Genomic DNA, 22,798 nt, shown 5'->3' with positions numbered 1-22,798 from the left:
AAGGGTACTCAGAGGGTGTCGAAGTAGCGGCGGAACTCGAAGGCCGTCACCTGCTCGGCCTGGAAGGCGAGCCAGTGCTGCCATTCGACGTCGCGCGAGGCGGCATAGTGCTCGACGAAGTCCTCGCCGAGATAGTCCTTCGCGAGCGCCGACTGGCGGAACAGCGTGGTCGCCTCCGGCAGCGTCCGCGGCAGGCCGGCACACTGGGCCTCGTGCATGGCGTTGCCGGCGGCGGCCGGCGGCGGCGTCAGCCCGGTCGTCAGCCCGTGGTGGCCGCCCGCCAGCATGGCGGCGAGGGTGAGATAGACGTTGGCGTCGGCGCCGGGCACGCGGTGCTCGAAGCGGAACGCCTTCGGCGACGGCATCCGCACGGCGCGCAGCGCGGCGCTGCGGTTGTCGAAGCCCCAGGAGGCGTTCTCCGGCGACCACGCCGTGTGGTCAAAGCGGCGGTAGGAGTTGATGTTGGGCCGGAACACCACCGCGAGATCGGGCATGGTGGCGAGAAGCCCGGCCGCATAGGCGAGCGCTGTCGCCGAGAGGTCGCCCGTTGCGGCGTCGTGGAAGGCGTTCGCGCCATCCTTCCAGGCGCTCTGGTGGACGTGGCCGCCGGCGCCGGATTCGCCGACCTTCCACTTCGCCATGAACGTCGCGGCGAGGCCGCGCTCGGCGCAGAGCTTGCGGAAGTAGGTCTTGGCGCGCGTCGCGTTGTCGGCGGCGGCGAGGGGTGCGGTGGGCGCGAGCGCGAACTCCACCGCCCCGTAGCCGAGCTCGGTATGGAAGGCCTCGACCGGGATGCCGACGCCGCGCATGCGGCGCATGAACTCGGCGCCGAGGCTGCGCGCCTCGTCCGTCTCGTTCAGCCGGTAGGCGTTGTGCATGCGGCCGAGCGGTCGCATCTCGTGATGCCGTCCCGCCGCCATCAGGTCCCGGTCGGCGTGCATGACGAACGCCTCGAACTCGATGCCGAACTTCGGCTCGAAGCCGGTTTCGGCGAAGCGGGCGATCGTCCGCTTCAGCACGTTGCGCGGTGCGAGCGGGAACGGCGCGCCGTCGGGATAGTGCATGTCGAAGATCACGGCGGCGGTATCCGCCTGCCACGGCCAGCGGATGGCCGTCGTCGGGTCCGGCACGGCGACCATGTCGGGAAAGCCGTTGTCGAAGGAGGAGTGCCGGGACACCCAGACGTCGTCGACCGAGGTCAGCTGATAGAGGATCGTGCAGAAGGCGCTGCGCGCTCCGGCTCCGACCTTCTCGGCTGCGAGAAATTTTCCGCGCAGGACGCCGTCGAGGTCGGGCGTCTCCATCTGCACGGTCTCGACGCCGAGCTCCGTGAGCCGGTCGAGATCGACGGCACTTCCGCTCATGCGCTCCCCCACCGCATGACCCCCATCACGCTTCGCCTCCGGCAGCAGTGGCGCGCGCGCGGCCGCCGAGCACCGCCGGCTTCCTCTCGCCGACGCGCCGGTAGATCTCGTCGGGCACCAGCGACGGGTCCTTGTAGACGTACCACGTGCATTTCTGGCCGGCGCGCCCCTCCGGCCAGGTCGGCGGATCGACGACACGGGCAGGGTAGCCGAACTTCTTGATCGGGACCCGCTCCATCAGCTCGCAGCAGTGGGCACAGTAGAGGCAGACGCCCTTCTTGTTCCACGCCCAGTCGTGCTCTTCCGTGGTCACGGCGTAGTTGAACGGCGGCTCCATGCGCGGGCCGACGCCGGCCTCCGGGTCGTCGCGGTAGGTGCGCCCGCCGGAGCCGCAGGGGTCGAAGCGCATGCCCCAGCGGTCTGGCTCCTCGAAAACCTCGATGTCGCCGCGCCGGCCGGGGCCGCTCAGATGCCCGCGCAGTGCCTCGAGCGCGATCTGCATCAACAGCTCGAACGAGCGCGGCCACGGGTGCACGTCGACGTCGTAGCGGCCGTAGTACTCGTACATCGGCGCCATCAGCACGTCCCAGAGGTCGCCGATGCAGCCTTCGCCGAGGCGGCGGGCGGCGACGTCGAGCAGGCCGTAGACCCAGTCGCACTTGCGGTCGTGGGTGTCGCGCCAGATTTCGCGGGCGCCCTCCAGGAAGGCGAGGGCGATGTCGCTGCGGCCGGCGGCGCAGGCGGTGGCGAACGCCTCGATGCCGGCCAGATAGGCCGCCCAGCCGGCTTCCGGGTCGAAACGCCGCCCGCCCGGCAGCGCCACCAGCGCCTCGACGCGGGCGCACTCGGCCGCGATCTCGGCCTCGGGCAGGCCGTGCCGGCGCAGGTAGACGGGGATCTCGGCGATCCAGTCGCGGTAGAGCTCGTGCGCCTCGACGGCTTCGCGCACGGTATAGCGGCCAAGGTCCGCGGCATCGGCGAACCGGCCCTCTCGCACCGCCGTCTCGGCGAGGGTGTAGGTGGAGGTCTGGTGGTCGTGAAACGACCCCGGGCGGATCGCGTAGCCCATCAGCGGATGCTCGACGAGCGGCGGGGAGGGACGCGATGCGGCGTCCGGCGGCACGGCGGTCATTCTAGTCGGCCTCGAGGCTGGCTTTGAGGGCGGGCGAGAGGCGCCGCTGGCGCCGGCGCCAGATTTCGTCGACCTCGTCGTCGCCGACGAGGCCTTCCGGCCTCAGCGCCATGAACAGCACGATGACGGCGCCGAGGAAGAAGCCGGTCAGCCCGAACATCTGCGGCAACTTGAAGGACAGCAGCTCCGGCCCGTTTTCCAGGAAGCGCATCGTCTCGAAGCCGAGCGTCACGACGATCGCCCCGACGACCGCGCCGGTGACCGAGCGGGTGCCGCCGAGGATCAGCATGGCGAGCGTCAGGAAGGTGAGATCGAAATAGAAGCTCTTCGGGCTGATCGTGCCGACGAACAGAGCGAACAGCACGCCCGCCACGCCCATAAGCAGCGCGCTCAGCATCCACGCCGCGAGCCGCAGGCGTCGGATCCGCACGCCCATCGCGCTCGCCGCCGCGACGTTCTCGCTGGAGGCCCGCAACTGCAGCCCCCAGCGGCTGTCGCGGAACAGCCGCGCGATGACGATGGCGCCGATGGCGCAGACGGTGGCCCAGCCGAGCGTCGCCTTGATCGGGATGCCGTAGAAGGCGCGCGGCCCGCGCGTCAGGTCCACCCAGTTGAGCAGCACGACGTGGACGATGACGAGGAGCGCCAGCGTCGCGATCGTCGCCGGGATACCGGTCTGGCGCACCAGCATCAGGCCGACGAGGAAGGCGATCGCCAGCGTCACCACAAGGGCCGCGACGACGGCGACCGGGACGGCGAGGCTGATCGTCCCGAGGCCGAACGGCGCCGTCGCCAGCGCCGACTGCTTGATCGCCACAGGCGCTGCCAGGATCGCCACGACATAGGCGCCGATGCCCATGAAGGAGACGTGGCCGAGGTTGGTGACGTTGGAGTTGCCCATGAACACCTGCAGCCCGATCACCGCGATCAGGTTGACCAGGAAGGTGAAGGTGAGCCGCTGGTAGTAGGGCTCGGCGAACGCCTGGGCCCCGAGACCGATGGCGGCGACGACGACGGCGAGCACTGCCGCGCCGGCGAGGGACTGAACGGGAAGCCTCATGACTTCTCCCCGAAGTCGGGCTTCTGGCCAAGGAAGCCCTGCGGGCGCATCAGCAGCACGACGCCGACGATCAGGAAGACGAAGGCGTCGCGGAAGCCGGCGACGTGCGAGGGCAGCGTCGCCTGCAGGGCGACCTCGGCAAAGCCCAGCGCGAAGCCGCCGACCACCGCCCCCGGCAGGCTGCCGAAGCCGCCGAGCACCGCGGCGACGAAGGCCTTCAGCACCGGCGCGAAGCCCATGAACGGGTCGACGGCCCCGCGGCGGGCGAGCAGGAACACGCCGGCGAGCCCGGCGAGGAAGCCGGAGATCGCGAACGCCGTCAGGATCACCCGGTTCGCCTTCACGCCCATCAGGCGGACCACCATCACGTCCTTGGCGGCGGCGCGCATGGCGAGCCCGATCGTCGTCGTGCGCAGGAGGACGACCAGCGCCGCGATGGCGATGAACGTCACCGCCGTCTCGAGGATCTGCACGACGGGAATGCGCACGGAGCCGATCAGGATCGACTGCGTCAGCCAGTCCGCCGTCGGCACCGCCTGCGGCCGCGTGCCGATGAAGATCAACGCGGTGTTCTGGATGATGATGGAGACGCCGAAGGCGGTGAGCATGCCGGTCGTCGGTGGGGCGTTGCGCACCGGCTTGAAGGCGACACGCTCGAGCAGCAGTGCGAACAGCACGGTTGCGAGGATGCCCCACGGCAGCACCAGCAGCGGATTGCCGAAGCCGATCGCCACCGCGAGGAACATCGCGTAGCCGCCGACGGTGATGAGGTCGCCGTGGGCGAAGTTCACGAGCCCCATGACGCTGAAGACGATGGCGAGCCCGAGCGCGAGCAGGGCGTATTCGCCGCCGACGCTCAGCGCATTGAAGAGCTGCTGGAGGATGTAGTCGGCCGACATGGGTCAGGTCCCCTCCAGGCCGAGATACATTTCCATGACGTCGCCCGAGGCCTGCAGCTCGGCGGCGGTTCCGGCGAACACCAGCTTGCCGCTTGCCACCACATAGGCGCGGTCGGCGAAAGCGAGCGCCTCGTGGACGTTCTGCTCCACCACCAGCATCGTCAGCCCGTCGGCGCGCAGCTGCGTCAGCAGCTCGAAGATCTGGTCGACGATCCGCGGCGCGAGGCCGAGCGAGGGCTCGTCGAGCATCAGGAGCTTCGGCCGCGACATCAGCGAGCGGGCGATCGCCAGCATCTGCTGCTCGCCGCCCGACAGCATGCGCGCCAGCGCGTTGAAGCGGGCGCGCAGGATCGGGAACATCGCAAGATACTTCTCGATGTCGTCGGCGACGCCCTGCTTGTCGCGGCGCGAGGCCGCCCCGAGTCGGAGGTTCTCGCCCACCGTCAGGTCCGCGAAGACGCGCCGTCCCTCCGGCGTCAGCGTGATGCCGCGGCGGACGATCGCCTCCACCGACAGGGCGCCGATGTCCTCGCCGGCAAAGCGCACCGTGCCCTTCGCCTTCGCCACCATGCCGACGATCGCGCCGATCAGGCTCGACTTGCCGGCCCCGTTCGGGCCGAGGAGGGCGACGATCTCGCCCTCCCCGACCGCGATGGAGACGTCGCGAACTGCCTTGATCGGTCCATAGCTGACGTGGATGCCGGAGGCCTCCAGCATCACGGGGCGGGAACCCAGGCGGGAACCACCTTGCCGACCGGCGTGAACTTGCCGTCCTTCACCTGGATGACGGTGACTTCCTTCAGCGGCACGCCGTTCTGGTCCTTGTAGGTGATCGAGCCGGTGGTGATGCCTTCCAGGCCGCTCAACTCGCGGATCTGCGCGTTGATGGCCGCCGAGTCCGTCGAGCCGGCCTTCTCGGTGGCCGCCTTGACGATGTCGACCGCCTCGCCGCCGAGGCCGAAGAAGATGTTCTGCACTTTCTTGCCGGCCTTTTCGCAGTCCGCGTAGAACGCCTCGAGCTTGCTGCCCTCCGACGGAAAGCCGTGGGTGATGAAGGTGGCGAGCGCAGCGCCGTCGCCGGCGACCTCGATGAACGACGGGTCGTCGAAGCCGTCGGTCCCGTAGACCGGCAGCTCGAGGCCCGACGACTTCATGGTGCGCACCAGCACGCCGGCATCCGGCACGAGGATCGCCGCGAACACCATGTCGGGCGCATCACTGGCGTTCTTGATCTCCGTCACCTGCGCCGTGTAGTCGGCGAGGCCGTGGTTGTAGTTGACCCGTCCGACCACCTTGCCGCCGAGCTTCTCGAACGCCTTGCCGAAGTATTCCGGCGTGATCGACGAATAGGCGCCGACGTCGTGGGCGATCATCAGGATCGCCTTGCGCAGCCCGTTTGCGTAGGCGATCTCGGCGGCGGCCGCCGCCGCGGCGTTGTCGCCGTAGGGCACGAGGTAGCCGTTGTCGGGGGAGGCCATCGGGAAGGCCGGCTGGGTTGCGCCGACCGACAGCACCGGCACGCCCTGGCCGAGGGCGAGCTGCGCCATCGGGATCAGCCCGTCGTCGGTCGGCGGCCCGAGCAGCACGTCGGCGCCGAGATCGAGGAGCTCCTGGGCGGCGTTGGCGGCCGTCACCGGGTCGCTCTTGGTGTCGCGGACGATCAGCGTGACGGGCTTGCCGAGGATGCCGCCGGCGGCGTTGATCTGGTCGACCCGGCAGGCGACGCCGTCGGGGCTGTCATAGGGGGCGAGCGGGCCGGTCACGGCGGCGGCGTAGCCGATGGTCAGGCCTTCATCGGCGGCGTGCGCGGTGGACAGTGCTGTGGCGGCCAGGATGATCGCGCCGCTGCAGGCCATGAGCTTCTGAGCCAGTGCCATAGCGTGTTCCCTTCTCTGGTTGAGGTTGTGGTTTTTGCTTTTGTCTTAGTGAGCGGTGGCCGGTCGGCGCCTGGCGCGCTCGTTGCCGATGTAGACCTCGATGACGCGGGGGTTGCGGCGCACCTCTTCGGGGGTGCCGCTGGCGACGATCTCGCCCATGTCGAGCACGTAGATCCGCTCGCAGACGGTCATGATGAAGCGCAGGTCGTGGTCGATGACGATCACCCCGCAGCCGAAGGCGTCACGGATGCGCTGCACCGAACCGATCAGTGCCGTCGTCTCCACCGCGTTCATGCCGGCGGCTGGCTCGTCGAGCAGCAGGAAGTCCGGCCCGAGTGCCAGCGCGCGGACGATCTCGAGCCGCCGCTGGTTGCCGTAGGAAAGGGCGCCGGCCTTCCAGTCGGCGATGGCGAGGAGCCCGAAACCGTCGAGCAGCGCGTCGACGTCGATGGCACCGGCGCGGTCCGGGCGGTCGCGCCGGCAACTGGTCAGGGCTACCTCGACGTTCTGGCGCACCGTCAGGCGGGCGAACAGCTTGATGTTCTGGAACGTCCGGGCCACGCCGGCGGAGGCGCACAGCTGCGGGGTCGTGTTGCTGATGCGGCGGTCGCCGAGCCGCACCTCGCCTTCGTCCACCGGCATCAGCGAGGAGATCGCGTTGATCAGGGTCGACTTGCCGGCGCCGTTCGGGCCGATCAGCCCGACGATCTCGCCACCGCCGCAGTCGAGCGAGGCCGAACGCAGCACCGAGAGGCCGCCGAAGCTCTTGCTGACGCCGGAGACGACGAGCCGGGCGGGGCCCCGAGGGTCCGGTGGCGTTCGCGTTTGCACGATCGACACCCCTCCCGGTCGACGGCCGACAACGCGAAACATTCGCAGTTGCCTTTGGTCTATTTCTCAGACCACATGCTCCATTAGTCAAGCGTCGATTGCCCGGTGGCGCGGCGGCGCGCGGCGCGCGGCGTGCGGGGCTGCAGACGCCGGCAGGGCTTTCGGCGTTCGGGGACAGGGCTTCGGAGTGAGGGCTTGGGGGCGCAGCGTCTCGGGTCAGAGCTTGGCGAGCAGGCCGCCGTCGACGACGAGGTCGGTGCCGGTGATGAAGCTCGCGCTCTCGCCGAGCAGGAACAGCGTCGCCGCCGAGACATCCTCCGGGCGGCCGACGCGCTTCAGCGGCGTGCGCGCCTCCATCGCCGCGACGCGGGCGGGGTCGGCATAGATGTCGGCCGTCATCGGCGTGGCGATGGCGCCGGGGCAGACTGTGTTGGAGCGGATGTTCTCGTGGGCGAACTGCATGGCGAGCGAGCGCGACAGCGACACGAGCGCCGCCTTCGACAGCTGGTAGGCGTCTGCCGGACCGCCGCCGAGGATGTTCTCCATGTTGCGCAGGCCGACGACGCTGGCGATGTGGACGAAGGCGCCGCCCCCCGCCGCCCGCATCAGCGGCAGCGCGCCGCGCACGACGCGCATCGCGCCGTTGAGGTTGACGTCGAAGGTCAGCGCGAAGACGTCGTCGGCCGCCGTCTCCACCGAGCCGTCCCGCTCGAACAGGCACAGCCCGGCCGCGTTGACGACCGCGTCGAGCCGGCCGTGGCGGTCGCCGATCGCCGTCATCAGCGCGGCGACATCGGCCCCGTCGCACAGATCGCCCTGGTGGAAGACGAGACCGTCGAGGCCTCGCAACGCCGCCGGTGCCGGCTTGAGATCGAAGGCGTGCACCGTCGCGCCGGCGCTGGCGAGGTCGCGGGCGATCGCGAACCCGATGCCGCCGCCGGCGCCCGTCACCAGCGCGATCTTGCCGTCGAAACGCCCCGTCATGGTGAAATCCCCGCTTTCAGCGGGCCGACACGCGGGCGGCCCTTCCGTCGCGCGACAGTGAAATCCTGATTGCCGAGATCCGGCAACCCGGACCGGGAGAGCGAGGTCTCGAGATGCGTCTTCAGGGAAAGCGGGCGATCGTCACGGGCGCGGCGAGCGGCATCGGCGCGGCGATCGCGGCGCGCTTTGCCGCGGAAGGGGCGCGCGTCGTCATCGCCGATCGCAACCGGCCGGCCGCGGAGGACACCGCGGAGCGGCTGCGGGCGGCGGGTGGCGGGGCGGTCGCGGTGGAGGCCGACGTCGCCTCCTCGACGTCGACCGCGGCGATGGTGGCCGCCTGCGTCGCGGCCTTCGGAGGGCTCGAGGTGCTCGTCTGCAACGCCGCCATCGTCCACCCCGACGATGCCGATGCCGTGGCGACGTCGGAGGAGGCCTGGGACGCGACGCTGGCGGTGAACCTCAAGGGGGTCTTCCTGGGGGCGAAGCACGCCGTCCCCGAGATCGAGCGGTCGGGCGGCGGCGCGATCATCACCATCGCCTCGATCGTCGCGCTGCTCGGCTCGCACCCCTCGCAGATCGCCTACACCGCCAGCAAAGGCGGCGTCGTGGCGCTGAGCCGCGAACTCGCCGTCGACCTCGCCCGTCGCCGCATTCGCGTCAACGCCGTCCTGCCGGGCGTCACGGCGACGGCGATGGCCTCGCAGATCGTCCGGGACGAGGCGGCCTACCAGGTCCGTCGCGCCCACATCCCGATGGGCCGTTTCGGGCTGCCGGAAGAGATCGCCGCACTCGCCGCATTCCTCGCGTCCGACGAGGCTTCCTACATCACCGGCCAGGCGATCCCGATCGACGGGGGCATGGTCGGAGCGTATCTGACGCCGCCCGACCCGCGTTGACGGAATTTCTGGTCTTACCAGTATTGAGGCCGCATTCTGTTGTCCGTGATCCTCGATGCGCGCCGCCCGGTGCCGCAGCCGCGATGTCGCCATGATTAGTTCGCGCGGCGATTTCCATGCATGACTTTGACGCGCTGCTGGCGGTCTGTTCGCGTCGAGATTGTCCGGATTTCCAACTCTGCGCGATCAAGGTAGGGCTGAAACAGAACAAGTCGCCACTCGAGAATTTTTATAGAGTTGACGATCGACCCTTGATTTTAGCGACGTCCTCAGCAATTTTCTGCTCCGAGAAGTCCCGATTCGTACCCGGAGTTTGAAATGTCCGACGATACCGACGACCTTATGGCGCTGACGGCCAATATCGTGGCCGCCTATGTGATGAACAACAATGTCCAGTCCGCCGATCTTCCGGCGCTGATCGGACAGGTTCACAGCGCCCTCCACAAGACGGTGCAGGGCGAGACGACGGCCGCCCCGGCGCCGCTGGTTCCCGCCGTCCCGGTCAAGAAGTCGGTGACGCCCGATTACATCATCTGCCTCGAGGACGGAAAGAAGTACAAGTCGCTGAAGCGGCACCTTCGCACCGCCTACAATCTGAGCCCCGAGGAATATCGCGCGAAGTGGGGCCTGCCGGCCGACTATCCGATGGTCGCCCCGAACTATGCCGCCACCCGTTCGGCGATGGCGAAGAGCCTCGGCCTCGGCCAGCTGCGCAGCCGCAAGGCCGCCCCGGTCGAGCCGCCGCCGGCGCCGGCTCCCAAGAAGCGGGCGCCCGCCAAGAAGAAGGCGGCCTGATCGCCGCCCGGCCGGCGGCGACATAGCCGCCGCGCCGCCGTCGACCTGTCGGCGGCCATCGTGAGATTTGAACGCCCCTCTCGCACCTGACGTGCGGGTGGGGCGTTCGCCGTTTCAGGGAGCCTCGTCTTGACCAACCCTTCGCTCCGGCCCGCCGATCCGACCTTCCTCGGCGTCCCGCATCGCGACATCGCCGCGGTGAACGCCGGCGATTTCGCCGTCTTCGGCGCCGGCCACGGAACGCCCTATCCCGCCGACGACGATATCGCCTACGCCCTCGACACCGGCAGCGCCGACGCGCCGGCGGCGATCCGGCGCGGCGCCGTGCAGTCGAGCAGTAACCTCGACCACTGGGACTACGACCTCGGCGGCCCGCTGTTCGGCGACGGCCCGGTGCGCCTCGTCGATTGCGGCGACGTCGAAACGACGCCCGAGGACGGCGCCGGCAACCGGGCGGGGATCGAGGCGGCGACCGCCGCTCTCGTCGCCCGCGGCGCCGTGCCGGTGCTGCTCGGGGGCGACGATTCCGTGCCGATCCCCTTCCACCGTGGCTTCGCCGAGGTGGGGCCGCTGGCGATCCTCCAGATCGATGCGCACATCGACTGGCGCGACAGCATCGGCGGCGAGCGCGACGGCTACTCGAGCACGATGCGCCGAGCCTCGGAGTTGCCGTTCGTCCGGTCGATCGTGCAGGTCGGCGCCCGTGGCGTCGGCAGCGCGCGGCGACAGGAGGTCGAGGCGGCGGCGGCCTGGGGTGCCCGCATCCTGCCGGCGGACGTCTTTCGCCGCGACGGCGTCGAGGCCGTGCTGCGTGCCCTGCCGGAGGAGCTGCCGGTGCTGATCGCCCTCGATCTCGACGCCTTCGATCCGAGCCTGGTGCCGGCCGTCAACGCGCCGACGCCCGGCGGGCCACTCTTCCCGGAGATCGCCACGCTGGTGCGCCACGTCGCGGCGACGCGGCCGGTGCTGGGTCTGTCGGTGGTGGAACTGATGCCGCGGCTCGACGTGACGGGAGTGTCGGCGATGGTCGCCGCCCGCTTCGTCCTCAATGTCGTCGGGGCGATGGTGCGGCGCGGGGGCTGAGGCGCCGCCGCCGGGCGCCCCGGGGACCTCGTCCCCGGGAGCCGAGGGCTCGCGGCGGGCAGGGCCCGCGCGCACTCAACTGCCGTCGCTCACTTGCCGGAGCGGACGATCTTCTTGATGACGCGCGGCGGGTTGCCGCTCATCTCGGCGATCTTGCGGTCCTGCTCCTCGATGTAGGTGCGGGCCGGCTCGTCGCCGTCGAGGCCGCCGAGGTCGGTGCCGGGAACCTTGCGGTTCGAGGTGCGCTGGCCGTCCTCGTAGAACACGTCGAACAGCACGGCGCTGCTCGTATCAACCTTGGTTTTCTTGCGGGCCATCGGAGGTCTCCGGGTTGTTGGCCGAGTTCGTCCCCGCGTCGGGGGCGTCCTCGTCGTCGGTGGTCTCAACGTCGCCTTCCCCGGGCGCGCCTTTGCGCTTGGCGGCGTCCTCCTCGCGCTTCTGAAGCTTTTCGAGCTTCTTCTGTTCCTTGGAGCGGCTCCGCTCGTTGCGCTGCTGTCGATAGTTCGGCTTGAAGGCCATGGCGATCCGCTCCGCGATCCCGGGGGGCACAGTCTCAGGGAGACGCCTCGACGCCCGATGGCGCTGATCCGGTCTTCGCCGGGGCCACGAGGTGAGGGCGGCGCGACCGGGCGGAGGGCGGCCGAACAGGCCGGCCGCGGGGCGGCGCACGAGGGCGTCTCGGGGGCTACATGCCACATCGCGCGGCGCGATCATAGGGCACGCGCGCATGCCGCCGCCGCGGCGGGGGCGCGCATCCGTCCGCCGCCTGCCGCCGCTAGGGGTCGTGGATCGGCAGCGCCGCGGTGTCCTTCACCGTCGAGACGACGATGCGCGACTGCACGTCCGAGACGAGCTCGTTGTCGAGCAGCTTCAGGCGCAGGAAGTCGTCGTAGGTCTTGATGTCGTCGGTCACCACCTTGAGCAGGTAGTCGACGGCGCCGGTCACCCGCTCGCAGGTCACCACCTCCGGCCAGCGCTCGATCAGGCGGTCGAAGCGCTCCATGCTGTCCCGGCTCGGCAGGGCGAGCTTGACGAAGGCGTAGGAGACGAAGCCGAGCCCGACCGCCTCGCGGTCGACGAGGGCGGCGATGCGCCGGATGACGCCCGCCTCCTTCATCCGCTTGATGCGCCGCCAGCACGGCGTCGCGCTCATGCCGGCCTCGCGCGCCACGTCGGCGACGGACAGCGAGGCGTCGCGCTGCAGGATACGCAGGATGCGCAGATCCCCCGCATCGAGGGTGATCCGTTCGGAAGATGGCTTCATCGGGGAGGGTTTTTGCACGCAACTAGGGATATGGCGGAACGTTAGCACGGAAATCGCGGCCGAACCGCATTATCTTGGTTCGCCATGGAGACGTCGGGCTCGCCCGGCGTCGGCGAACCGCGGTGGCAACGGAGGTGCCAGGTGACCGTACCGATCCGGAGTGTCACTCTCGACGACAAGTATGTGCGCGACGCCGGCCCCGTCTATCTGAACGGCATCCAGGCGCTCGTCCGCGTGGCCCTCGACCGCGTGCGGCTCGACCGCGCCGCGGGCAAACGCACCGGCGGCTTCGTTTCCGGCTATCGCGGCTCGCCGCTCGGCGGCCTCGACCAGGAGCTCGCCCGGTCCCGCAAGCTCATCGCCGCCCACGACATCCATTTCCAGCCGGGCGTCAACGAGGAGCTCGGCGCGACCGCCGTCTGGGGCACCCAGAAGGTCGGCCTGCACGGCCAGGGCACCGATTTCGATGGGGTCTTCGGCGTCTGGTACGGCAAGGCCCCGGGCGTCGACCGCGCCGGCGACGTGCTGAAGCAGGCGAACGCCAGCGGCACCTCGGCACTCGGCGGCGTTCTGGCGCTCGCCGGCGACGACCATCTTGCGAAGTCCTCGATCCTGCCGGCCCAGAGCGAATTCTTCTTCGTCCACGCCGAGATGCCGGTGCTCAACCCGGCCGACCTGCAGGATGTCGTCGACTACGGCCTGCACGGCCTCGAGCTGTCGCGCTATGCCGGGCTGTGGACGGCGATGATCTGCGTCGCCGACACCATGGACGCCTCCGGCATGGTCGACGTCTCGGCCGGCCGCCTCGCCTTCGCCCACCCCGTCGACGCAGACCCGCGCCGGCGCGGCGACATGAACCGCGCGCTGCTGCTCGGCAACCGGCTCGAGACCGAGCGGCTCCTGCGCGACGTCCGCCTGCCGGCAGTGAAGGCCTATGTGCGCGGCAACCGGCTCGACCGCGTGACGTTCGGCTCGCCGCGTCCGCGCGTCGGCATCGTCGCCACCGGCAAGGCCTATCGCGACCTGCTGCAGGCCCTCGCCATGCTCGGCATCGACGACAGGCGCGCCCGTGCCATCGGGCTTGCCGTCTACAAGGTGGCGATGCCCTGGCCGCTCGAGCCGCAGGGGCTGTCGGCCTTCGCCCGCGGCCTCGAGCGCGTCCTCGTCGTCGAGCACAAGCGTCCGCTCATCGAGCCGCAGATGAAGGAGCTGCTCTACCACTGGCCGTCGGACCACCGCCCGCCGGTGTGGGGCAAGACGACGCCGGAGGGCATCCCCTTCCTCACCGACCTCCTCGAGCTCACCGCCTCCGAGCTCGTCCAGGCGCTGATGAGCTTCCTGCCGGAGGCGGCCGCCGACCCCGAGATGCGCGCCGTCGCCGACCGCATGGTGCAGCAGTCGGCCTGGGCGGCCGGTCACGCCGAGCGCGCCGGCCGCTCGCCCTATTTCTGCTCCGGCTGCCCGCACAACACCTCGACCAAGGTGCCCGACGGCGCCCGCGCAATGCCCGGCATCGGCTGCCACGCCATGACGGAGATCCCCGGCCGCACCACCGACGGCCAGGTGGCGATGGGCGGCGAGGGCGTGCCGTGGATCGGCCAGGTTCCGTTCGCCAACGACAAACACGTCTTCGCCAACATGGGCGACGGCACCTACTTCCACTCCGGCATCCTGGCGATCCGCCAGGCGGTGTCGGCCAAGGCGCCGATCACCTACAAGATCCTCTTCAACGACGCCGTCGCCATGACCGGCGGACAGGCCCACGACGGCCCGCTGACGGTGCCGATCCTCACCCGCCAGCTCGCCGCCGAGGGCGTCGAGAAGATCGTCGTCGTCACCGACGAGCCGGAGCGCTACGAGGGCCGCCACGACCTGCCGGAGGGCACGCCGGTGGCGCACCGCGACGACCTCATGCCGATCCAGGCGGAGCTCGCCGCCCATCCCGGCGTCTCCGTCCTCGTCTACGACCAGACCTGCGCGGCCGAGAAGCGGCGCCGCCGCAAGCGCGGCCTCTATCCCGATCCCGACAAGCGCCTCTACATCAACCCGCGCGTCTGCGAGGGCTGCGGCGACTGCTCGGTGCAGTCGAACTGCATTTCGGTCGAGCCGCTCGCCACCGCCTTCGGCGAGAAGCGCGTGATCAACCAGTCGAGCTGCAACAAGGACTTCTCCTGCGTCGAGGGCTTCTGCCCGTCCTTCGTCTGGGTCGACGGGGCGAAGCTCAGGGCCGCCGAAGGCGCGGCGCTCGACGTCGCGGGGCTCGCCGCCAAGCTGCCGCTGCCGACGCTGCCGGCCCTCGACCGCACGCTCAACCTGCTCGTCGCCGGTATCGGCGGCATGGGCGTCACCACCGTCGGCGCGACGCTCGCCATGGCGGGCCACCTCGACGGCATCAACGCCTCCACCCTCGACATGACCGGCCTCGCCCAGAAGGGCGGACCGGTCACCTCGCACGTCCGCTTCGCCGCCCGCAACGCGGCGATCGAGGGGCCGCGCATCCCGCCGACGACGCTCGATGCCCTGGTGGCCTCCGACATGGTCGTCGCCAGCACCACCGAGAACCTGGCGCTGCTCGATCGCCGCCGCACGCTCGCCGTCGTCAACACCCACGTCGCGCCGACGGCCGAGTTCGCCATGCGCCAGACGCTCTCCTTCGACGCCGGCAAGATGGCGCGCACGCTCCGCGAGGGGACGCACGACTTCATCGGCGTCGACGCCGTCGCCGTCGCCGAGGCGGTCTTCGGCGATGCGATCTTCACCAACATGCTGCTCGTCGGCCTCGCCTGGCAGAATGGCGCGCTGCCGCTGTCGATCGAGGCGATCGAGACGGCCATCCGCCTGAACGGCGCCGCCGTCGACAAGAACATCAAGGCCTTCCACGCCGGCCGGGTGCTGGCCGCCGATCCCGACGCCATCCTGTCGGCCCTGCCGAAGGCGCCGGTGGTACCGGTGATGGGGCTCGAGGAGCGGATCGACTTCCTCACCGCCGAGCTCGAGGCCTACCAGGACGCCGCCTATGCGCGGAGCTTCCGCGAGCTCGCCCTCGCGGTGCGCGACGCCGATGCGGCGCACGGGGCCGGCGGCGGCCGCCTCACCGGCCACGTGGCGGAGAGCCTCTACCGGGTCATGGCCTACAAGGACGAGTACGAGGTCGCTCGCCTCTATGCCGATCCCGCCTTCCGCGCCGGGCTTGAGCGGCAGTTCTCGGATCGCCGGCGGCTTCGCGTCATGCTCGCGCCGCCGATCCTGTCGCGGCCCGATCCGGCGACGGGGCGGCCGAAGAAGCGCGCCTTCGGCCCGTGGATCTTCACCGCCTTCGCCTGGCTCGCCAGGGGCAAGGGCCTGCGCGGCACTGCCCTCGATCCGTTCGGCTACACCGCCGAGCGGCGGGCCGAGCGGGCGGCGATCGACGAGGTCCGGGTGGACGTCGCCCTCATCCTCGAGCGGATCGGCAAGGCTGATTACGGCCTGCTGTGCGAGCTCGCGCGCCTCCCCCAGGACGTGCGCGGCTACGGCCCGGTGAAGGAGGGGCGCCGGGTCGTGGCGTCGGGACGGCGTGCGGCCCTGCTGCAGCGGCTCGCGGCCTCGCCGGCCGGCGTCGGGGCGACGGCCCCTGTCCTCGACGCCGCCGAGTGACGCGCCGCTTGCAGTCGCCGGTGCTTTGCTCCACTTGGAACGCGGCCGCGAGGCCGCATCCACGCCGGGAGGAGCGATGACCGACGACGAGCGCCGCGCGAGCGGCATGGCGGTGCGGCGGGCCGTGCTCGGCAATGCCCATGTCGACCGCGCCGAGACCCGCAAGACGCCGTTCACCAGCGAATTCCAGGATCTCATCACCCGCTACGCCTGGGGGGAGATCTGGACGCGGCCGGGGCTCGACCGCAAGACCCGCTCGTGCATGACGCTGTCGATGATGATCGCGCTCAACCGGCCCGACGAGTTCCGCCTGCACGTCCGCGCCGCGATCAACAACGGCCTCGGCCGCGACGAGATCAAGGAAGTGATCCTGCAGGCGGCCATCTACTGCGGCGTGCCGGCGGCCAACGCAGCCTTTCATCTCGCCGAGGAAGTCTTCCGCGAAATGGACGCCACGGGCCGGCCGGCTTGACGCCCGGACCCACGCCGACGCATAGCGGGAATGCGGCTACCGCGCTTGTGGGCATCGCCGCCACCGTCTAACGGATGAACGATAACAAGAGCGTGTCGTCTGGAGCCGGACGACCCGTCGGGCGCCGTCGTTCCCCACGATCGCCGGCAGGGCAGGGCACCATCAAGGACGCGGCATGGATCTCAGGGACCTGATCCGTACCATTCCCGACTATCCGAAGCCCGGTATCCAGTTCCGGGACATCACCACGCTGATCGCCGACCCGGTCGGTCTGCGCGCCGCCGTCGACGGCCTCGTCTGGCCGTTCCTGACCGCGCGCGTCGATCTCGTCGCCGGCATCGAGGCGCGCGGCTTCATTCTCGGCGGCGCCGTCGCCCACGAGCTCGGCCGCGGCTTCGTGCCGATCCGCAAGAAGGGCAAGCTGCCCGCCAAGACGATCGGCCAGGACTACCAGCTCGAATACGGCATCGACACCATCGAGATCCACGCCGATGCCATCAAGCCGGGCGACCGGGTTCTCGTCGTCGATGACCTGATCGCCACCGGCGGCACCGCCGACGCGGCGATCGAACTCGTCCGGCGGTCCGGCGGCGAAGTCGTCGCCGCCGCCTTCGTGGTCGACCTGCCGGATCTCGGCGGCGCGGACCGTCTGCGGGACAAGGGCGTCGCCGTGCGCACGCTCGTCGCCTTCGAGGGAGATTGATCCGATGATCGTGCTGCGCTCGGCTCCGCCGTCGCCGTTCGCCCGCAAGGTGCGCATCGGCGCCGCTCTCGTTGGCCTCGACGACCGCTTCACCCTCGAGAATACCGATGTGCGAGCGCCCGACCCCGCCTTCTTCAATGAGAACCCGGTGGGCAAGCTGCCGGTGCTGGTGCTGGAAGACGGCAGCTCGCTCTACGATTCGCGCGTCATCCTCGAGTACTTCGACCATCTCGCCGGCGGTGGCCGGCTGATCCCCACCGACCCGTCCGAGCGCTTCGCGACGCTGAAGCTGCAGGCGCTGGCGGACGCGATGATGGAAGCCGCGCTGCTGCAGATCTATGAGGTCCGCTACCGACCCGAGGCGCGCCGCCACGCCGAGTGGGTGCGCTGGCAGGACGGCAAGGTCAGCCGGGCGCTCGATGCGCTCGAGAAGGCGCCGCCCGCCCATCCGGAGCGGGCCGATGTCGGGCGCATCGCGCTCGCCTGCGCCCTCGGCTATCTCGACCTGCGCTTCGACGGCCGCTGGCGCCGCGACCATCCGAAGCTCGTCCGCTTCCTCGATGCCTTCGCCGCCGCGGTCCCCGCCTTCGAGGCGACGAGCCCGCTCGGCTGACCGGTCGTCCGATCGCTCCGCGCAGGACGATCATTGTGGTCCTCACCAACGAAGATGGCCCGGCGGGGGTGCCGCCGGGCCGTTCCGTCGATGACTGGGAGTTCGTTCAGAACTTGTAGGCGACGCCGGCGCGGATGACATTGGTGTTGAGATCGACGTTTTTCACGTTGATCTTGTTGTAGTTTTCCTTGCCGTACCCGGCGTAGAGATACTCGCCGCGGGCGACGATGTTTTCCGTGATCGCACCTTCGACGCCGGCACCCAGGGTCCAGCCGACGTGCGTCTGGGACTCGTTGCCGCGAGCCTGCTTCTTGATGTTGTTGCCGGCAAAGGCGACACCGCCCGTGCCGTAGACGAGGATGCGGTCGAAGGCGGCGCCAGCGCGGGCGCGGATGGTGCCCTGCCAGTCGGTGCGCGCCTCGTACTTGCGGCCGCCAATGGTGCGGTCACCGGAGATGTCCGACCAGGAGATGTCGGCCTCGCCACCGAGCACGAAGTTCGGCGTCAGCTGGGCGTTGTAACCGCCATAGAGGCCGCCGATGACGCCGTCGGTGTCGATGCCGCGGCGGCTGCCCTTGATCTGGCCGCTCACCTCGCCCCAGCCGTAGCCGATCTGGGCGCCCACATAGGGGCCGGCCCAGCTGAACACCGTCGGACCATAGACCTCCGGCGCCACCGGGGCGACGGGATCATAGAGGTCGGCGGAGATCGCCGGCGAAGCCGCCAGCGCGGTCGCAGCCGCCACGGCGGCAATCAGACGCTTCATAGCATTTACTCCAATAGGCAGAACCAGATCTCGCTGTGCACCCGCCGAACGGAATCTCCGCTCGGAGAATTCAGCTGACACGACGTGTCAGCCGGGCGAGCATCTTGCCAAACGCGTGTCCATTGCTTCGTATGATTAAGCGATGCCGAACGGGCATTGCAAGATTTGCTTTGAATTGCTGGCAGCCTTGGTGAACCGGGAGTTAATGCAGCGCCGCCCGCGGGACCGTCGGGCGACAATGGAAAAGGCCCCGGCGGTTTCCCGCCGGGGCCTCTCCGGATCGTCGTGACGGCGCCGCTAGGCGCCGCCGGCAGGTGTCAGAACTTGTAGGCGACGCCGGCGCGGACGATGTTGTCGTTGAAGCTCGACTTCACCCGCGTGCCGCCGAAGTTCGACGAATCGCTGCCGAAGTCGACGTACTGGTATTCGAGGCGGCCGACGATGTTGTCGGTGAAGGCCGTCTCGATGCCGGCGCCGAGGGTCCAGCCGACCTTGTTCTTCGTCTCGCTGCCGGAGCCGCGAACCTTGGTCTTCAGGTCGGCGAAGGCGACACCGCCGGTGCCGTAGACCAGGAAGCGATCGAAGGTGCCGCCGACGCGGGCGCGGATCGTGGACATCCAGGTGTTGTCCTGGGTGATGCGCGAACCGGCGACGCGACCGTCACCGCTCTGGCCGGTGAAGACGAAGTCCGCCTCCGCGCCGATCAGGAAGTTCGGGTGAACCTGGAAGTTGTAGCCGGCATAGATGCCGCCCAGCACGCCATTGAGGTCGATGTCGCGCGAGCGGCCGCCAGTGCGGGTGTCGGCGGTGCCGAAACCGTAGCCGATGGTGGCGCCGACATAGGGGCCCGTCCAGTTGAAGACGGTCGGGCCGTAGACCTCGGGGGTGACTTCGGTCAGCGCCGGCTCGGGCAGGTCGGCAGCGAGCGCCGTGCCGGCGAGGCCGAGCAGGGCGGCCGAGGAAAGTAGCAGTCGTTTCATGTCTTCGACTCCAAGCACGCGGTACAGCGGGAGCGGCGGCGGCCGATCGGCCTCGGCCTGTGGCGCGGCGCGCCACTCCGGAACGAGAGCGCACGGCAAGGGTTCCGCGGCACCGCCCGGGTCGTAGAGACCGTGGGAGTCCGGCCACAGAAGGGCGCGATTGCGGCACCTCCTGCCACACACGTGGCGGTCAGGCGTCCGTCCTGCCAGCGTTTCCGGAGCTTTTGCCGGGGTTGAGGCCCGCGGGAGCCAGCAACGGCGCCAAGGCGGCGAGGAGCAACTCCGCCGGATGCGCCGCCTTCGGCCGAATTGCGGCGAACGCTTCCACCAGTGACTGTGGCGCGACGGCCACAACCTCCAGCCGCCGGATCAGGCCCTGCGATGCCAGGTCGTCGAAGGCTTCGTCGTCCCGCGTCGGCTGCCGGTCGGCCGGGGCGAGCGTCACCACCGGCCGGCGCGCGGCGACCGCCTCGAACACCATCGTCGCGGAATCGTCCGTGACGAGGAGGGCGTCGGCGCCGAAGAAGCGGTCGAGCGGCACCGCCGGAGCCCGGCCGAAGATCGCCAGGGTCTCGACGGCGCCTGTCGCGGCGAGCGCCTCGAGCGCCGCGATGGCTTCCGGCGGGGTGCGCCGCGACGTGGTGATGAGAAGCCGCGCGCCCGTCTCTCGGGCTAAGGCGCCGAGGCGGGTGGCCAGCGCGGTCCAGTCATCGTCGCTCCAGCGGTGGCTCGGGGTCGGGCCGCCGACGAGCACGGCGAGGCTGGCGCCGGCGAGGTCGCTCGCGGTGGCGATCGCGCGGGGCGGCGGCAGGCGGTCGGGATCGACCAGCGTCGGCTTGGCGGCCAGCACGTGCCGCGGCCGCATCGCCTGGCTCGGGAACGTCGTCAGCACGGCGGTGAAGTCGTCCTCGGCGAGGTCACGGATGGTGCCGATGAAGACGTTTGGCGCGCCGGTCAGCCGGTGGGCGAGCACGTTCGCCGCCAGCGTGTCCGACCCGGCGGAGACGATGAGATCCGGCCGACCGATCGTTCCGGGCCCGAGCCCGCACGCGAGCCGCAACAACAGCGCCAGCGGCATGTGCGCCCGCACGAGCCAGCGCAGCAGCGTGCCCTTCAGGACGGGCCGCGGGCGCACCTCGAGGCGTCGCACGCGGACCTCAGACCGTCGCGCCAGAGCGGCGGCGAGGCCTTCGCTCTGGCGGAAGTGGCCGGGGCGGGCGTCGGCGAAGATCAGGATGTCCACGTCGGCCTGCGGTTCGAAGGTGGCGGAGGGGGTCCGCTGCGGTTCGGCGCGATCCTAGAGCATATCCTGCTCCCGGGGAGCAGAGCCGGCTGCCTTCAGGCGCGGCGGCCTCACTCCGCGCGGTATCGCCGCTGTCAGCCCTCCGGGAGTGGTCTCGCCGGCGCAGGAGGCGAGAGCAGGCGTTCGACCTCCGACCTCAGGCGCGTGCGGGCACGGTGCAGCAGCACCCGCTGGTTCTGCGGCGTGATCTCGAGCAGGCGGCAGACCTCGGCGGCCTCGACCTCCTCGACATCGCACAGGAGCAAAACGGCGCGCTGCATCGGGGCGAGCCTCTCGATCGCCTCCGAGACGTGGTCCCAGAGCTGCCGGCCGGCGACGATGCGCTCCGGGTCGCGGTCGTCGACAAGCGATGGCGGTGTTTGCCAGTGGCCGTCGTCGCCGAAGCGCCCGTCGAGGGGATCGCCGTCGTCCTCGAAAGAGGCGACCAGCACCGTCCGCACATCGCGGCGCACCCGCGTCCGCGCGCCGTTGAGCACGATGGCGGCGAGCCAGGTGGTGAGGCGCGCCGAACCTTGGAAGCCGTCGATGGCCCCGACGGCGGCCGTCCAGGCGTCCTGCGCCACCTCCTCGGCGGTCGCCGGACTGCCGACGATGCCGGCGGCGAGCGCCACCAGCGTCGCGTGGTGCCGGCGCACCACCTCCCGCCACGCCGACGGCTCGCGGCGGCGCAGACGCGCCACGAGGTCGGCGGTTTCGGGGGGCTGCGTCATCGGCGGCACGATCCCTCGCGAGCGCCCGCCTCTCAGGCGCCCGGCACGCGAAGATGGTGCGCGCCGGCGGGTTCGCCGCAAAGCCCGACGTGAGGCGGAAGACCTTCGCCGCCGGGCGACCGATCAGCGCGGCGGGGCGACGCCGTGGCGTTTCGCGAGCTCGCGGGCGATGACGAGCTGCTGGATCTGGCTCGTGCCCTCGTAGAGGCGGAGCAGCCGGACGTCGCGGTAGAAGCGCTCGATCGGGTACTCGGCCATGTAGCCGGCGCCGCCGAACACCTGGACGATGCGGTCGGCGACGCGCCCGACCATCTCGGTGGCGTAGAGCTTGGAGGCCGAGGCCTCGAGGATCGCCTTGCCGTCGCGGTCGTAGGCGTCGGCGGAGGCGCGCACCAGCGCCTGTGCGGCGAGGCGCTCGACCTCGCAGTCGGCCAGCAGCGCCTGCACCAGCTGGAACTCGGCGATCGGCTTGCCGAACTGCCTGCGCTCGGCGGCGTAGCGCACGCCCTCCTCGACCAGGCGGCCGGCATTGCCGACGGCGGTGGCGGCGATGTTGAGGCGGCCGCGGTCGAGCACGCGCATGGCGATCTGGAAGCCCTCGCCCGGCGCGCCGAGGCGGTTCTCCACCGGCAGGCGGACGTTGTCGAAGGTGACGTCGGCGGTCTTGGCGCCGCGCTGGCCCATCTTGCGGTCGGGCTTGCCGACCGTGAGGCCGGGCAGGCCGGCGGGGACAAGGAAGGCGCTGATGCCGGCCGCTCCCGGCTTGTCCACGCTCCTCGCCATCACCGTGAAGAGGTCGGCCACCGGCGCATTGGTGATGTAGCGCTTGCCGCCGTTCAGCACATAGTGGTCGCCGTCGAGGCGGGCGGTGGTGCGCAGCCCGGCGGCGTCCGAACCGGCTTCCGGTTCCGTCAGGGCGAAGGAACCGATCATCTCGCCGGAGGCGAGCTTGGTCAGCCAGCGCTGCTTCTGCTCCTCGGTGCCGGCGAGGATGAGGCCGCGGGCGCCGATGCCGATGTTGGTGCCGAAGACCGAGCGGAAGGCCGGCGAGGTGCGGCCGAACACCATCATCAGCTCGCATTCCTGCCGGCAGGTGACGCCGAGGCCGCCATATTCGGTCGGCGCCGTCAGCCCGAACAGGCCGAGCTCGCGCATCTCGGCGACCAGCTCCGCCGGCACCGCGTCGTCCTCATCGACCTGTCGCTCCATCGGCACCAGCCGGTCGCGGACGAAGCGGTCAACGGCGTCGATCAGGGCGGCGAAGGTGTCGTCGTCGGGATGGTCGGTGGACGGATTCGTCACGGGTGGCTCCGGGTGTCCTCGCGCGGCGTCTCGCGCGCGCCGCTCGCGGACGTTCCTAGCGCCGGCAGGGGCGAGGCGCCACCCGGGTGGAACCGTGATCCGCGATCCATGATCACGTTTGGAAGCGG

23 protein-coding genes are annotated in these 22,798 nt (G+C 70.3%); 7 read left to right on the top strand and 16 right to left on the bottom strand.

Features of this window, described 5'->3' with window-relative positions:
* Positions 1–8: 8 nt before the first annotated feature.
* From RUR49_RS01415 to RUR49_RS01380, 8 genes are all read right to left on the bottom strand, one after another.
* On the bottom strand, positions 9–1,364 hold the full coding sequence (locus RUR49_RS01415) for a glutamine synthetase family protein (RefSeq protein WP_409144543.1): 1,356 nt from the start codon (positions 1,362–1,364) through the stop codon (positions 9–11).
* Positions 1,365–1,389: 25 nt separating this feature from the next.
* The gene (locus RUR49_RS01410) at positions 1,390–2,496 is read right to left on the bottom strand and encodes a hypothetical protein (RefSeq protein WP_409144542.1); all 1,107 of its coding nucleotides are present in this window, start codon (positions 2,494–2,496) and stop codon (positions 1,390–1,392) included.
* Position 2,497: 1 nt separating this feature from the next.
* The gene (locus tag RUR49_RS01405; RefSeq protein ID WP_409144541.1) at positions 2,498–3,556 is read right to left on the bottom strand and encodes a branched-chain amino acid ABC transporter permease; all 1,059 of its coding nucleotides are present in this window, start codon (positions 3,554–3,556) and stop codon (positions 2,498–2,500) included.
* The gene (locus RUR49_RS01400) at positions 3,553–4,455 is read right to left on the bottom strand and encodes a branched-chain amino acid ABC transporter permease (RefSeq protein ID WP_409144540.1); all 903 of its coding nucleotides are present in this window, start codon (positions 4,453–4,455) and stop codon (positions 3,553–3,555) included. Before RUR49_RS01400 ends, RUR49_RS01405 begins: the two co-directional genes overlap by 4 nt.
* 3 nt (positions 4,456–4,458) lie before the next feature.
* Positions 4,459–5,172 (bottom strand): ABC transporter ATP-binding protein, encoded by a 714-nt coding sequence (locus RUR49_RS01395; RefSeq protein WP_409144539.1) that lies wholly within the window; start codon positions 5,170–5,172, stop codon positions 4,459–4,461.
* Positions 5,172–6,332: an ABC transporter substrate-binding protein gene (locus RUR49_RS01390; protein WP_409144538.1), complete on the bottom strand. Its 1,161-nt coding sequence runs from the start codon at positions 6,330–6,332 to the stop codon at positions 5,172–5,174. Before RUR49_RS01390 ends, RUR49_RS01395 begins: the two co-directional genes overlap by 1 nt.
* A 45-nt stretch (positions 6,333–6,377) precedes the next feature.
* The gene (locus RUR49_RS01385; protein ID WP_409144537.1) at positions 6,378–7,163 is read right to left on the bottom strand and encodes an ABC transporter ATP-binding protein; all 786 of its coding nucleotides are present in this window, start codon (positions 7,161–7,163) and stop codon (positions 6,378–6,380) included.
* A gap of 216 nt (positions 7,164–7,379) precedes the next feature.
* A complete protein-coding gene (locus RUR49_RS01380) occupies positions 7,380–8,147 on the bottom strand; it encodes an SDR family NAD(P)-dependent oxidoreductase (protein WP_409144536.1) in 768 nt (255 codons plus the stop codon).
* 113 nt (positions 8,148–8,260) lie between these two features.
* Here RUR49_RS01380 and RUR49_RS01375 point away from each other — a divergent pair, with 113 nt between their 5' ends.
* The 3 genes from RUR49_RS01375 to RUR49_RS01365 all read left to right on the top strand — a co-directional run bounded on the left by RUR49_RS01375 (position 8,261) and on the right by RUR49_RS01365 (position 10,921).
* A complete protein-coding gene (locus RUR49_RS01375) occupies positions 8,261–9,043 on the top strand; it encodes an SDR family NAD(P)-dependent oxidoreductase (RefSeq protein WP_409144535.1) in 783 nt (260 codons plus the stop codon).
* Positions 9,044–9,361: 318 nt separating this feature from the next.
* A complete protein-coding gene (locus RUR49_RS01370; RefSeq protein ID WP_409144534.1) occupies positions 9,362–9,838 on the top strand; it encodes a MucR family transcriptional regulator in 477 nt (158 codons plus the stop codon).
* A 129-nt stretch (positions 9,839–9,967) separates the two neighbouring features.
* On the top strand, positions 9,968–10,921 hold the full coding sequence (locus tag RUR49_RS01365; protein ID WP_409144533.1) for an arginase family protein: 954 nt from the start codon (positions 9,968–9,970) through the stop codon (positions 10,919–10,921).
* Between the two features lie 89 nt (positions 10,922–11,010).
* Here the strand turns inward: RUR49_RS01365 and RUR49_RS01360 are convergent, their stop codons facing one another.
* From RUR49_RS01360 to RUR49_RS01350, 3 genes are all read right to left on the bottom strand, one after another.
* On the bottom strand, positions 11,011–11,238 hold the full coding sequence (locus RUR49_RS01360) for a hypothetical protein (RefSeq protein WP_409144532.1): 228 nt from the start codon (positions 11,236–11,238) through the stop codon (positions 11,011–11,013).
* Complete coding sequence (locus tag RUR49_RS01355; RefSeq protein WP_409144531.1) at positions 11,213–11,440, bottom strand: hypothetical protein; 228 nt, start codon at positions 11,438–11,440, stop codon at positions 11,213–11,215. The genes RUR49_RS01360 and RUR49_RS01355 overlap by 26 nt, the downstream gene beginning before the upstream one ends.
* Before the next feature lie 256 nt (positions 11,441–11,696).
* A complete protein-coding gene (locus RUR49_RS01350) occupies positions 11,697–12,185 on the bottom strand; it encodes an Lrp/AsnC family transcriptional regulator (protein WP_409144530.1) in 489 nt (162 codons plus the stop codon).
* 141 nt (positions 12,186–12,326) lie between these two features.
* Between RUR49_RS01350 and RUR49_RS01345 the strand changes: the two genes are divergently transcribed.
* The 4 genes from RUR49_RS01345 to RUR49_RS01330 all read left to right on the top strand — a co-directional run bounded on the left by RUR49_RS01345 (position 12,327) and on the right by RUR49_RS01330 (position 17,609).
* Positions 12,327–15,821 carry an indolepyruvate ferredoxin oxidoreductase family protein gene (locus tag RUR49_RS01345; protein WP_409144529.1) on the top strand — a complete coding sequence of 1,165 codons (3,495 nt, stop codon included), beginning with the start codon at positions 12,327–12,329 and terminating at the stop codon, positions 15,819–15,821.
* A gap of 76 nt (positions 15,822–15,897) precedes the next feature.
* Positions 15,898–16,293: a 4-carboxymuconolactone decarboxylase gene (gene pcaC / locus RUR49_RS01340; RefSeq protein WP_409144528.1), complete on the top strand. Its 396-nt coding sequence runs from the start codon at positions 15,898–15,900 to the stop codon at positions 16,291–16,293.
* 175 nt (positions 16,294–16,468) lie between these two features.
* On the top strand, positions 16,469–16,996 hold the full coding sequence (locus tag RUR49_RS01335) for an adenine phosphoribosyltransferase (RefSeq protein WP_409144527.1): 528 nt from the start codon (positions 16,469–16,471) through the stop codon (positions 16,994–16,996).
* Positions 16,997–17,000: 4 nt separating this feature from the next.
* Complete coding sequence (locus RUR49_RS01330) at positions 17,001–17,609, top strand: glutathione S-transferase family protein (RefSeq protein WP_409144526.1); 609 nt, start codon at positions 17,001–17,003, stop codon at positions 17,607–17,609.
* A 106-nt stretch (positions 17,610–17,715) separates the two neighbouring features.
* Here RUR49_RS01330 and RUR49_RS01325 read toward each other — a convergent pair whose 3' ends face one another.
* From RUR49_RS01325 to RUR49_RS01305, 5 genes are all read right to left on the bottom strand, one after another.
* A complete protein-coding gene (locus tag RUR49_RS01325) occupies positions 17,716–18,375 on the bottom strand; it encodes an outer membrane protein (RefSeq protein WP_409144525.1) in 660 nt (219 codons plus the stop codon).
* A 317-nt stretch (positions 18,376–18,692) separates the two neighbouring features.
* Positions 18,693–19,355 (bottom strand): outer membrane protein, encoded by a 663-nt coding sequence (locus tag RUR49_RS01320; RefSeq protein ID WP_409144524.1) that lies wholly within the window; start codon positions 19,353–19,355, stop codon positions 18,693–18,695.
* A 190-nt stretch (positions 19,356–19,545) separates the two neighbouring features.
* Positions 19,546–20,598, bottom strand: a complete 1,053-nt coding sequence (locus tag RUR49_RS01315) for an ELM1/GtrOC1 family putative glycosyltransferase (protein WP_409144523.1) — start codon at positions 20,596–20,598, stop codon at positions 19,546–19,548.
* A 134-nt stretch (positions 20,599–20,732) separates the two neighbouring features.
* A complete protein-coding gene (locus RUR49_RS01310) occupies positions 20,733–21,368 on the bottom strand; it encodes a sigma-70 family RNA polymerase sigma factor (RefSeq protein WP_409144522.1) in 636 nt (211 codons plus the stop codon).
* A gap of 123 nt (positions 21,369–21,491) precedes the next feature.
* Positions 21,492–22,670, bottom strand: coding sequence for an acyl-CoA dehydrogenase family protein (locus RUR49_RS01305; protein ID WP_409144521.1), 1,179 nt, complete (start codon positions 22,668–22,670; stop codon positions 21,492–21,494).
* Between the last annotated feature and the right edge of the window lie 128 nt (positions 22,671–22,798).

This window comes from Pseudoxanthobacter sp. M-2 (assembly GCF_046156265.1).
Lineage (GTDB): Bacteria > Pseudomonadota > Alphaproteobacteria > Rhizobiales > Segnochrobactraceae > CAMDHY01.
Note: the sequence above shows the minus strand (reverse complement) of the source record. Positions and strands in the feature narration are given on the sequence as shown.

Coding starts and splice junctions, on each gene's coding strand:
- RUR49_RS01415 (WP_409144543.1), bottom strand. CDS start 1,364: ATGAGCGGAAGTGCCGTCGATCTCGACCGGCTCACGGAGCTCGGCGTC.
- RUR49_RS01410 (WP_409144542.1), bottom strand. CDS start 2,496: ATGACCGCCGTGCCGCCGGACGCCGCATCGCGTCCCTCCCCGCCGCTC.
- RUR49_RS01405 (WP_409144541.1), bottom strand. CDS start 3,556: ATGAGGCTTCCCGTTCAGTCCCTCGCCGGCGCGGCAGTGCTCGCCGTC.
- RUR49_RS01400 (WP_409144540.1), bottom strand. CDS start 4,455: ATGTCGGCCGACTACATCCTCCAGCAGCTCTTCAATGCGCTGAGCGTC.
- RUR49_RS01395 (WP_409144539.1), bottom strand. CDS start 5,172: ATGCTGGAGGCCTCCGGCATCCACGTCAGCTATGGACCGATCAAGGCA.
- RUR49_RS01390 (WP_409144538.1), bottom strand. CDS start 6,332: ATGGCACTGGCTCAGAAGCTCATGGCCTGCAGCGGCGCGATCATCCTG.
- RUR49_RS01380 (WP_409144536.1), bottom strand. CDS start 8,147: ATGACGGGGCGTTTCGACGGCAAGATCGCGCTGGTGACGGGCGCCGGC.
- RUR49_RS01375 (WP_409144535.1), top strand. CDS start 8,261: ATGCGTCTTCAGGGAAAGCGGGCGATCGTCACGGGCGCGGCGAGCGGC.
- RUR49_RS01370 (WP_409144534.1), top strand. CDS start 9,362: ATGTCCGACGATACCGACGACCTTATGGCGCTGACGGCCAATATCGTG.
- RUR49_RS01360 (WP_409144532.1), bottom strand. CDS start 11,238: ATGGCCCGCAAGAAAACCAAGGTTGATACGAGCAGCGCCGTGCTGTTC.
- RUR49_RS01355 (WP_409144531.1), bottom strand. CDS start 11,440: ATGGCCTTCAAGCCGAACTATCGACAGCAGCGCAACGAGCGGAGCCGC.
- RUR49_RS01350 (WP_409144530.1), bottom strand. CDS start 12,185: ATGAAGCCATCTTCCGAACGGATCACCCTCGATGCGGGGGATCTGCGC.
- pcaC (WP_409144528.1), top strand. CDS start 15,898: ATGACCGACGACGAGCGCCGCGCGAGCGGCATGGCGGTGCGGCGGGCC.
- RUR49_RS01335 (WP_409144527.1), top strand. CDS start 16,469: ATGGATCTCAGGGACCTGATCCGTACCATTCCCGACTATCCGAAGCCC.
- RUR49_RS01330 (WP_409144526.1), top strand. CDS start 17,001: ATGATCGTGCTGCGCTCGGCTCCGCCGTCGCCGTTCGCCCGCAAGGTG.
- RUR49_RS01325 (WP_409144525.1), bottom strand. CDS start 18,375: ATGAAGCGTCTGATTGCCGCCGTGGCGGCTGCGACCGCGCTGGCGGCT.
- RUR49_RS01320 (WP_409144524.1), bottom strand. CDS start 19,355: ATGAAACGACTGCTACTTTCCTCGGCCGCCCTGCTCGGCCTCGCCGGC.
- RUR49_RS01310 (WP_409144522.1), bottom strand. CDS start 21,368: ATGACGCAGCCCCCCGAAACCGCCGACCTCGTGGCGCGTCTGCGCCGC.